Here is a 10,070-nt window from a genome sequence, read left to right on the forward strand (position 1 = left end):
TCGTGGGCGTGATCGACGCATCGATCACCCAGAGTCATTCGACCCATGTACACGCGGCTCAGAACGTCGCGATGCCCTCTCGGATCGCCCAGAGCGCCGCTTGAATTCGCGAGGACATGCCAAGTTTGGAGATGATGTGACTGACATGCGTGCGAGCGGTTCGTTCGCTGAGGAAGAGCGTATCCGCGATTTCTTGATTCGAGTAGCCTCGAGCCACCAGCGCCAGCACTTCGCGTTCCCGGGCAGACAGGGCGGCCCCGTGACCGGTTCTCATGGACCGCGCGAGTACCTGCGCGACAGCCGGGTCGAGGTGTACCTGATCGCGTTGCGCCGATCTGATGGCGGTGATGATCTCGCTGGGGTCCGAGCTCTTCAGCAGGTAACCGGTGGCACCGGCCTGCAACGCGGCGTGCACCCGTTCGGTCTCCGAAAAGCTTGATAATGCAATTATTTTCAGGTCCGGATGCGTTGCGAGTAGGGCAGTGATAGCGCCTACACCGTCGAGTTCGGGCATGACGAGGTCCATCAGGATGACATCGGGTAGTTGGCCCGCTGCGGCATGCGCCCGGAGCTTGTCGATTGCCTGTTTCCCGTTTTCGGCCTCACCGATGACGATGACATCTTTTTGCGTGGCGAGAAATGCCCTCAACCCGTGGCGAACCAACGTATGGTCGTCGACCAGAAATACCGATATCTCATCCATCATGTACTACCTCATCTCCCGCGCCCGGATCACCGAGGGGACTCAAACTGGGGATCTCCGCACGTACAGTGGTGCCGTGTGCTGGGTCGCTTTTAGGGCGGGAGCGTACGGTCAGCTTTCCGCCGTGTGCTTTCACCCGCTCCGACATCGAAACCAGGCCGAACGAGTGCTGGTCATCGCTCGGACCGGAGAAACCAACTCCATCGTCGATGATCGTCACCGTCAAGACCGATGCGTCCGCGAACGACCGCCGGATCCGCACGACCGCACCAGTCGCGTGCGCATGCTTGACGACGTTATGGATCGCCTCGCCGACAACCATGAACAGGTCTTCTTCGACGGTCTCATCGAGCTCGTAGAACTCGTCGTCGGATTCGACCGTCAGGGATAGGCCCTCACGCGCGGCAACCGCCGCGACGTGTTTGCGGATTGAGGGGACCAATCCTTCTTCGCCGAGGGCGGCGGGGCGGCGGTGCATGATCAGGGCCCGCATCTCCGTTTGCGCCCCACAGACGAGTTCGTGGATCTGCCGGATTTGTTCGACCAGGTCGATGTCCTCACCGGTGTCGACGCTGACTTCGAGAGCTTTGGTCCGCAACGACAGTGAGAACAATGCCTGAGTGACCGAATCGTGCATATCCCGGGCAAGTTTCCGGCGTTCTTCCCGTGCTGCTTGCAGCTCGAGGCGCTTGAACATCTGCGCGTTCGACACCGCGATCGCCGCCTGGTCGGCCATCGCGGCGATGAAACGGATATCTTCTCGGTCGGGCGCTCGTCCCTCGGCCAAGAAGCCGGCGAGCACGCCGATTACCTTGTCTCGGACGACCAACGGAACAGCGACGTATGTGTCCCAGTCCATGGTGCGAAGGAGGTCGTGGACCGGTTGCCATCGAGGGTCTGCGAGAGCAGCGTCGCGAAACTTCGTCGAGACCACGACGCGCGCCTCGTCGATCGCTTTCGTGGTGGCCAAGGGCGCACCCTGGCGCCGGCACAACTCGATTCGTTCGCCGTAGTCGACGGGAAGTCCTGACCTGCCGACATGGTGGAGTGCGCCGGTGGCCTCGTCGACGACGATGACGGCGCAGGTCGCCATCCCCACGGTGTCGCGTACCTCGGCTGCGAGCCTGTCGAGAACGACGTCAAGCTGATTCTCACATGCGATGGCAGCCGCAGTCCGGGTGAAGGCGACCAGCGCACGCCTGTCACGCACAGCGGAGTCGGTGGGGCAGAACCGTACGACTCGGTACGCTTCACCTGTGTCGACCTGGGCCGGGCGGACGTGATATTCGACTTCGGCGGTGCCGATCCACACCGTTCCGTCGATGCAGCGATTTTCCGACTTCGGCTGGTCAGGGTCGCCGAGGAATACCGCTCGTCGGCCGATCAGGTCGGCAGCGCCGGAGCCGAGGATGCGCTGGCCGGCGGGGTTGACGGTCAGGTAGCAGCCGGTGAGGTCGAGGATCGCGAGCCCCTCGTTGCTCAGGTCGACCAGGGCCTCGTGCGGGGTCCTGAAATCGCTGCCGGCCTGGTCAGCGGCCATCTCGTCGGTCCTCGGGTGGGGCGGCGAGTTGGAGGAGCTGACGCGCGAGCGAATCGAGGCCACGGTCGAAGTCCACGCGGTCCTCGTCGAGCAACCACCGGTATGCCAGGCCCCGGAGAGCGTTGACGGTGAGTTCGGTGATCTCGGCGGGGTCGACCCCTTGGCGGAGTCGACCGGTCCGGCGGCCGGCTGCGACCTGTCGGGTGAGACTGTCGAGATATTCCGCGTGGAGGTCGGCGACGAAGGTGTGCAACTCGGGGATCGGTTTGAGGCCTTCGAAGAGCAGGGCATAGAAGCCGCGGAGTGATTCGGGCGAGTTCGCAGAGTCCTTTCGGATCTCGTCGACGACTGCCAGGAGTGCGTCGATGCCAATCTTGTGGGAAAGGGTTCCCGGGAGTCGCTCGTGTCCGAAGCGTTCGCTCAGCTTCTCGATCAGGGTTTCGACGAGCGCGGATTTGCTTCCGAATCGCCGGCTGACCAGACCGTGGCTGTAACCTGCACGCTTGCCGATCTCGGCCAGGGTCGTCCGGTCATAGCCGACCTCGGCGATCAACTGGGCCGTGGCTTGAAGCAGGCGCCGGGTCGACAGGCCCGAGCGTTCTTCCTGCCGGCTTTCCGAACGAACAGAGTCGGTCACAGGGCACCTCCCGGAGCTAGTTGGTTGTTCACCACCTACCATAGTGACGAGCGGTGTGACCTCCTATCTGAGTGCGGGTATTCCGCTCGATCAGGAACGGATGGGAGCGCTGGCAGGCAGGTCACGCAGTGCGATCGACTGATCCCCGATGCGCTGCGGGTCGATGCGTACGCCGTCGGCGATCCACCGCTTGCCGGCCATGAACTCGGGCGCAGAATTGACCGTCTCCACAGCGCGCACCGTGTCGTCCTCGGCAAGGTGAAACACCGCGAACCGATCATCGGCGGGATTGCCGCGAACCACCGCGACCGTCGCGTCCACCAACAGGCCGGCGATCTTGATCTTGGCGTCGAACTGGTCCGACCAGAACCACGGCACCTCCGGCTTGGGAGCGTCCAGCCCGAGGATGGCGGCGACCGCCTGGCCGGCCTGCTCGGTAGCGCTGGGGATGCTTTCGAGACGGAACCGGCCAGGGTAGGGAGGCACCGGTCGGCTCGTGACATCGCCGATCGCGTACACCGCCGGCACCGAGGTACGAGCGTCGGCGTCGACTATCACGCCCGTGCTGTCGCAGTTGATGCCGGCCGCGCGGGCCAATCCGTCACAGGGGAGAACCCCGACCCCCACCAGCGCACCGTCGCAGTCGATTACCGTGCCGTCGGCCAGGCGGAGAGCGCGGACCGCCCCGTCCTGTCTGGGTAGGAACTCCTGCAGGTCTGCGCTGGTCAGCAGTTGGGTGCCGCGGTCGCGGTGGTATCCCGAAAGCCAGGCCGACAGGTCTGGGCTTGCTACTCGGCCCAGGGCGCGGTCGGCGCGTTCGACGACGGTGATGTCCACCCCGTGCTTGAGGCCCGCGGCGGCCACCTCGAGACCGACGTATCCGGCGCCGACGATGGCGACTTTGGTTCCGGGACCGGCGCCGAGCAGTTCGCGCAGCGCCAGGGAGTCTTCGTAGTTGTGCAGGCTGGTCACACCGCGCAGTTGGGATCCGGCAATGGTCAGATCTCGTGGGTGTGCCCCGGTGGCCAGGATCAGCGACGAGTATTCGAGGGTGGTTCCGTCGTCGAGGCGCACCAGCTTTCGGTCTGGATCGATCGACGAAACCTGCTGTCCGCGAATGAGGTCGATTCTCTCGCTGCGGTAGAACTCGGACGGCCGCAGCGGGTCCAGTGCACCGTCGGGACCGGACAGATAGGACTTCGACAACGGGGGGCGGTGATAGGGCAGGTGTTCGCTGTCCCCGATGATGGTGATCGGGTCGTCGAATCCGCGTTGGCGCAGAAGTGCTGCGGCGGTGATGCCGGCGTGGCCGGCGCCGATGATGACGGCGCCGACCACGGAGGTTTCCGTACTCATCGGTTAGGCCTTCGTGATGCTGACCGGAAGGGACTTCAGGCCGGAAAGGAAGTTGGCGGCCACATACTTGGGTTCCCCGACAACCTCGACCTTGCGGACGCGGGGGAGCAGTTCCTCGAACAGGATCCGCATCTCCAGCTTGGCCACGTGCTGACCGATGCACATGTGCGGACCGTGACCGAAGGCGATGTGCTTGTTCGGGCGCCGAGTGATTTCGAACTGATCCGGGTTGTCGAAGACCTCCTCGTCCCGGTTCGCCGAAGGGTACAGCAACATGACGTGGTCGCCGCGGTGGAGCTGGCGGCCACGGAACTCGTGGTCCTGGGTGACGACACGCTGGAAGTGCTTGACCGGGGAGATGTACCGGACGGCTTCCTCCACCAGCGAGGGAATCAGTGACAGATCGCCGCGGACCTTCTCGAGCTGATCGGGGTTGTCGGCGAGTGCCTTGATGGCACCGGACACGGTCGAGGAGGTGGTGTCGTGACCGGCCGTGGCGATCGCGACGTAGTAACCGTTGATGAACGAGGGCGAGAGGTACTCCCCGTCGACCTTGGCGTTGGCGATGATCGACGCGAGATCATCGGTAGGATTCTTTCGGCGTTCGGCGGCCAGATCGTTGAAGTACGTGGAGAAGTCGTCGATGGCGGACTTCCACATACGGGCCATCGCATCCGGTTCCGGAACCATCTCGGCCCGCTGGGTCTCCGGGTCGGCAGGTCCGAACATTTCCTGTGTCAGGGTGAGCATCCGGGGCTCGTCCTCCGGCGGCACCCCGAACAGGCTCATGATGACCCGCAGCGGGTAGAAGATGGCGAAGTCCTTGACGAAATCGCACTCGCCGTCGAACGAGAGCAGCCGGTCGACCGCCTCCTTGGCCAACGTGCGGATGTCGTCTTCGCGCTTGCGCACACTCGCGGGCATGAACCAGGCGCTGGTGACGTTCTTGATCTTGGTGTGCTCGGGTGCGTCCATGTAGGCCAGCGTGTCCAGGGTGCGGCTTCCACCGCTGTTGACCATTTTCAGGAAGCCCGCACTGGCACTGTCGTTGATGTTCGGCTCGTCCATGCCGCTGGCGAACACCGCGGGATTTTTTTCGATCTCCAGAATGTCGGCGTGTTTGGTGGCAAGCCAGATCGGGTCGTATCCCTCGACATGCGCGACACCGAACGGGTTGTTCGCGCGGAGCCAGGCAAATGCCGGATACGTGACCGCCTGCTCGTCGGTGTAGGACTCCGGCAGGATGGCGGCCTTCGCGATGTTCTCGGGAACGCGGTAGTCCTGTTCGGTCAGGTGTGCAGTCATGGTGTTCAATACCTCCTCCGGTCGATGTGATCGACCGGATCGATGTGCAGAAAGAGCTGAACTGGAGTGAGTCGACGTTGTTCGTGACGGTTTCGGGTTAGACGGCGACAGCGTCGGCGGCGGCCACGTCGATGGACTTGCCGAGGATCAGATCCGCCCCACGCTCACCGATCATGATCGCGGGGGCGTTGGTGTTGCCCGAGACGATTCTCGGCATGATCGAGGCGTCCACGACCCGCAAACCGTCGATGCCGTGGACCCTCAGATCCGGATCGACGACACCCTCTCCCGGAACGCCGATCCGGCAGGTGCTGGTGGGGTGGTACATGTGCTGTGTGTCGGCGCGGACCCAGGCGGCGAGTTCGGCCTTGCCGACACTGCGGCCCGGGTTGACCCGCTCGCCGAACGCCGCGGAAAGTTCCGGTCGACCCGCAATCTCTTCGGCCAAGCCGATCGCGCGGATGACCGCGTCCACCTCGGACTGCTGCGAGAGCAGATTGCTGACGATGCGCGGTGGGGCCGTCGGATCGGACGAGCGTAACCGCACCGAACCCGACGAGGACGGGCCGTTGTAGGACAGTCCGATCGTGACACCGCCGACCGTCGGTCGGCGGAAACCGTGATCCCAGAAGAAGCCGGGGACGAATACCATCTGGAAGTCGGCGGCGGGCAGGGAGGAGTCGGATCGCCACAGTACCGCTGCCTCGGCGGCATTCGAGGTCAGCTTGCCCGTACCGTCCGCGAGCCACTGTTCCATGTGAGCGGGCTGGGCGAGGTCACCGATCGTTTCCGTGCTGTCGGTGTCCCAGTGCAGCAACGTCAGCGGGTGATCCTGCAGGTTCTGGCCGACGTGCGGAGAATCGAGGACGGTGTCGATGCCGATCTCCCGCAGGTGATCGGCCGGGCCGATTCCCGACAGCATGAGAATCTTCGGGGAGTTGTAGGCGCCGGCGCTGAGAATGACCTCACGGTCGGCGACCGCCGTGTGTAGAAAACCGTCCTCGATGTACTCCACGCCCACCGCCCGGTTCCCGTCGAGCACGATCCGTCGCACGAGGGCGCCGGTGACGACCTCGACATTGGGCCGCTCCATCGCCGGCCGCAGGAACGCATCCGCCGCCGAGCATCGCCGACCCTGGTGTGCGGTGACCTGGAACAGGCCGGTGCCGTCTTGCTGAGCGCCGTTGAAGTCGTCATTTCGGGCGATGCCGCTGGAAGCGGCAGCATCGACGAAGGACTCCGCGTGAGGAGAAAGCCAGCGATCGCGCGTCACATGCAGGCCGCCGTCACGGCCGTGGTATTCGTCGTGGATGTCGGCGTTGTTCTCGGACCGCTTGAAGAACGGCAACACCTCGTCGTATGACCACCCGGTGGCGCCGAAGTCGTCGACCCAGCGGTCATAGTCGGTGCGAGCACCGCGCATGTAGATGAGAGCGTTCATCGACGAGCAGCCGCCGAGCATCTTCCCGCGTGGCAGGAACAGGCGCCGCCCGTGCAGTCCCGGCTCGGGCTCGGAATTGTAATTCCAGTCGTTGGGTCCCTGGAACATTCCGGCGAACAGGGCAGGAATCTTGACCATGGGGTCATCGTCGGAGCCACCGGCCTCGAGGACGAGGACACGTGCTCCGTCGGCGCTCAGCCGGTCGGCGAGGACGGAGCCGGCCGAACCTGCTCCGACGATCAGATAGTCACACTGCTTCACTACAGGTCTCCATCGGAATTTGAAAGGGTCCTCAGATGCATCAACGGCCGCAATGCCGTTCAGCAATAGAGATCTCAGAGTGGGGGATCGAATCCCTTGGCATGGCTAGTAATTTATGTCACACCCGGCGGATTGAGTAGATGCAAAGATTGCATCGCGTGATGCCGTGGGGAGATCACTGCCGGAGCCACTGTTAGGTCCCCGTCGCCTCGTCAAGATGTTCGCCAAGTCTGTTCGTCAATTTAACTCATACAGGAATGCTCGCGTGGCATCGACCGTTTCGTGGGAGCGTTCTTGACCATAGCGAGGACGATGAGCTCGGTCGTCAATGCCGGTACCTGACATTGGACGGCCGTGGAGTTTGATGGTGGAGTATGTGTCGGCGACGATGGCCGTCGCACTTCCGGTAACGGCCGCTCATGCTGGTCTGCACGCCGATGCGGAGTGGTGGCGGCGTAGTACTTCTTGATCACCTTCGTGTCGTCACGTTCTATCGACACGAGTTTCTGCTGTGGTTGGGGCAGGTCGGTCGCCTGGCGACTATAGAACCCAGATCGCATTGAGCGCAGTGGTTCTCAGGGATTGAAACAGATCACGGACCAGCGAGAACATCGATTCAGGTTGACATCGTGCGATAGGCACGCCATTGCCCTACGCGCCGCCTTCGCGTCCTGTTCGAGCAGCCGGATACGCCTGCGGGCTTCTCGTAGTTCGACGGAACTCGTCCCCGGTGAGCCCGAGTCGGATGCCGTCCTCGATGTCGGCGTTGTGCAACCAGTTCCTCAGACGAGTGTCGGATAGCGCGAATTTATGATCATCGGAACGCGGGGCGCATGTCGCCGTGGGAGAAACTGCTCTTTTGTCGGCCCTTGAACTGGGAAGCGAACTTACGGCGACTCGGAGCCGTGGACTCATTCTCTCGCTACAAGAGAACGTGTCGTTCATCCTTGTTACCCCCCAGCGATGGCAGACGCAGGTCGGGCGCGCTCGGTGTTCTCTGTGGCTGAACCACTCTCCGCCCGACCCCTGGGGGGGTGACAGTGCCAAGCCCTCGAGTCGCACCCATGTTTGATGGAATTTCCTGGCTACCAGGGACTGCAATCGGACTGCACAATGCCGTCGCGGAAGTCATAGTCGGAACCATCTCTTAGGGCGCGTTCGATGCTCACATTCGCATTCGCGATGATAAAGACCCATACTTTTACCGAAAGAGGAAGATCGGGACCAGGCTAGTGACTCAAAGATTGCGCAACCAGTGCACTTACTCCGCAGGGATTCCGGGCTTGAAGTCGGCGCCGCCGCTCCACACGAAGGTCAACTTGACACTGACGATTCGCCAGCCGTCCGGTGTTCGGCGGTAGTGATTGTCATACCAGCCCCCTATGTCGGCGTGACTACCCGAGTCTTCGCCGGAACCCACGTGTACTGCCTGGAGGTAGTGGTTACTGCGTGCGGTGTCGCAGTCGATCTGGATCCCGATGTTGGCGAACAGATGATGGGTCCTTTCAAATGGACTCAGGATGACTTCCACGCTCCGAGCAATCGACTCTTTGTCGATTTGCCCTAAGGGCCAGAGGATTCGCCCATCATCTGCAAAGAGATCGGCGAATCCCTGCCAATCCTTGGTATCAGCGCATCGCGCGTATTGAAGCGCTAGATCGTGGATCTGCGCCCGGTCGGACAGCCACTGGACCTGTTCTGCTGTGGTGGACAAGTCGGACAAAATTACTCCTATTTAGCTTGGGTGCTCTTCGCGGATCAGCGGAAAGCTAATACGTCGCTGGGTTTTTCACGTCTGACCTATGGGTGGCAGCGTCACCGCAACGACTAGTCGGTAATCTACGTCACACATGAGGGGTCAAGGTAGGCGCAAAATGGCATCGCGCGATTCCGTGTGGGAATCACCCCTAGCTACTTCGACCTGAAAAACGAGGCGCCACGGTGAGCATGATTTGGCTGTTCTCGGCCGGTCAGGATTGGGTTGGGCGTAAGTCCCCCCGATCCGCTTCCTTCACGCTGCCAGGGTGCTGATCTTGACCAGGTTGTGCGCCAGGACCCCGTGGCCGACCCAGATCTTGGCGCCTTCGGTGCTGTCGATGCGGGTGCGGTCCCAGCCGTATCCCCGTTTGAGTGCGCTGATTCTGCCTTCGACGCCGGTGCGCCACTTGATTGTTCGTCGGAACGCTGGGCGGTGTTCCTCGGCTCGCCGGCCAGCCGAGGGTTTGCCCTTGCGAGGGATCACCACGTTGCGCACGCCGAGGTCGCGGAGGTCGTCCTCGATGGCTTTCTCGCCGTAACCGCGGTCGGCGGTGACCGTGCGTGGCGGGCGCCCGGCACGTTTGCGGACCCGATCCACGGCTGGTGCCAGTTGGGGTGCGTCGGCCGGGTTGCCGCGTTCGACGTTGTGGTCCACGATCACGCCGTCGTCGCCTTCGACGAGCTGGGCCTTGTGGCCGAACTCGATGGGCTTGCCGAGTCGTCCCTTGGCGATGGGCCGGGCGTCGGGATCGTGCAGGCTGACTCGTCGGGTGGCTCCGTCCGGGGTCTGCCCGGCCAACCGCTGTCGGGTCTGCGTGGTGATCTGCCGGGTGGCGGTGACCAGGTCCTCGAGGTCGTCGATGGCGCGGGCCAGGCGTCCGCGCCGACGTCCGGCGGCTGCGTCGTGCTCGCCCTGGGTCCTCTGGGCTGTGGCCTTGGCGCGTGCCCGGCGGAGCGCGTGTTTCGCGTTGGTCAGCAGCCGTTCGGCATCGGTGGCGGCGGTCTCGGCCAGATCGGCCAGCTCCCCGGTCGTGCGCCGGACCGCGGCCAGGGCCTCGTCGCGTCCGGC

Annotated in this window: 8 protein-coding genes; all 8 read right to left on the reverse strand. The window is 63.3% G+C overall.

What is annotated here, in order from left to right; translation table 11 throughout:
• Positions 1-58: 58 nt before the first annotated feature.
• Positions 59-706: a response regulator transcription factor gene (locus ACH49N_RS37010; RefSeq protein ID WP_358276163.1), complete on the reverse strand. Its 648-nt coding sequence runs from the start codon at positions 704-706 to the stop codon at positions 59-61.
• Positions 696-2,243: a GAF domain-containing protein gene (locus tag ACH49N_RS37015; RefSeq protein ID WP_358276161.1), complete on the reverse strand. Its 1,548-nt coding sequence runs from the start codon at positions 2,241-2,243 to the stop codon at positions 696-698. Before ACH49N_RS37015 ends, ACH49N_RS37010 begins: the two co-directional genes overlap by 11 nt.
• Positions 2,233-2,880 (reverse strand): TetR/AcrR family transcriptional regulator, encoded by a 648-nt coding sequence (locus ACH49N_RS37020; protein WP_358276160.1) that lies wholly within the window; start codon positions 2,878-2,880, stop codon positions 2,233-2,235. Before ACH49N_RS37020 ends, ACH49N_RS37015 begins: the two co-directional genes overlap by 11 nt.
• 90 nt (positions 2,881-2,970) lie before the next feature.
• Entirely contained in the window at positions 2,971-4,236 is a 1,266-nt protein-coding gene (locus ACH49N_RS37025) for an FAD-dependent oxidoreductase (RefSeq protein WP_358276158.1), read from the reverse strand.
• Positions 4,237-4,239: 3 nt separating this feature from the next.
• A complete protein-coding gene (locus tag ACH49N_RS37030) occupies positions 4,240-5,541 on the reverse strand; it encodes a cytochrome P450 (RefSeq protein ID WP_358276156.1) in 1,302 nt (433 codons plus the stop codon).
• Between the two features lie 97 nt (positions 5,542-5,638).
• Entirely contained in the window at positions 5,639-7,243 is a 1,605-nt protein-coding gene (locus tag ACH49N_RS37035; RefSeq protein ID WP_358276155.1) for a GMC family oxidoreductase N-terminal domain-containing protein, read from the reverse strand.
• Between the two features lie 1,261 nt (positions 7,244-8,504).
• Entirely contained in the window at positions 8,505-8,957 is a 453-nt protein-coding gene (locus ACH49N_RS37040; protein ID WP_358276153.1) for a nuclear transport factor 2 family protein, read from the reverse strand.
• A gap of 297 nt (positions 8,958-9,254) precedes the next feature.
• Positions 9,255-10,070 (reverse strand): transposase (locus ACH49N_RS37045; protein WP_397505139.1); only part of this gene is annotated, 816 nt, incomplete at its 5' end.

Origin of the sequence: Rhodococcus sp. NPDC019647 (assembly GCF_044389235.1) — a bacterium.
Classification (GTDB): Bacteria; Actinomycetota; Actinomycetes; order Mycobacteriales; family Mycobacteriaceae; genus Rhodococcus_F; species Rhodococcus_F oxybenzonivorans.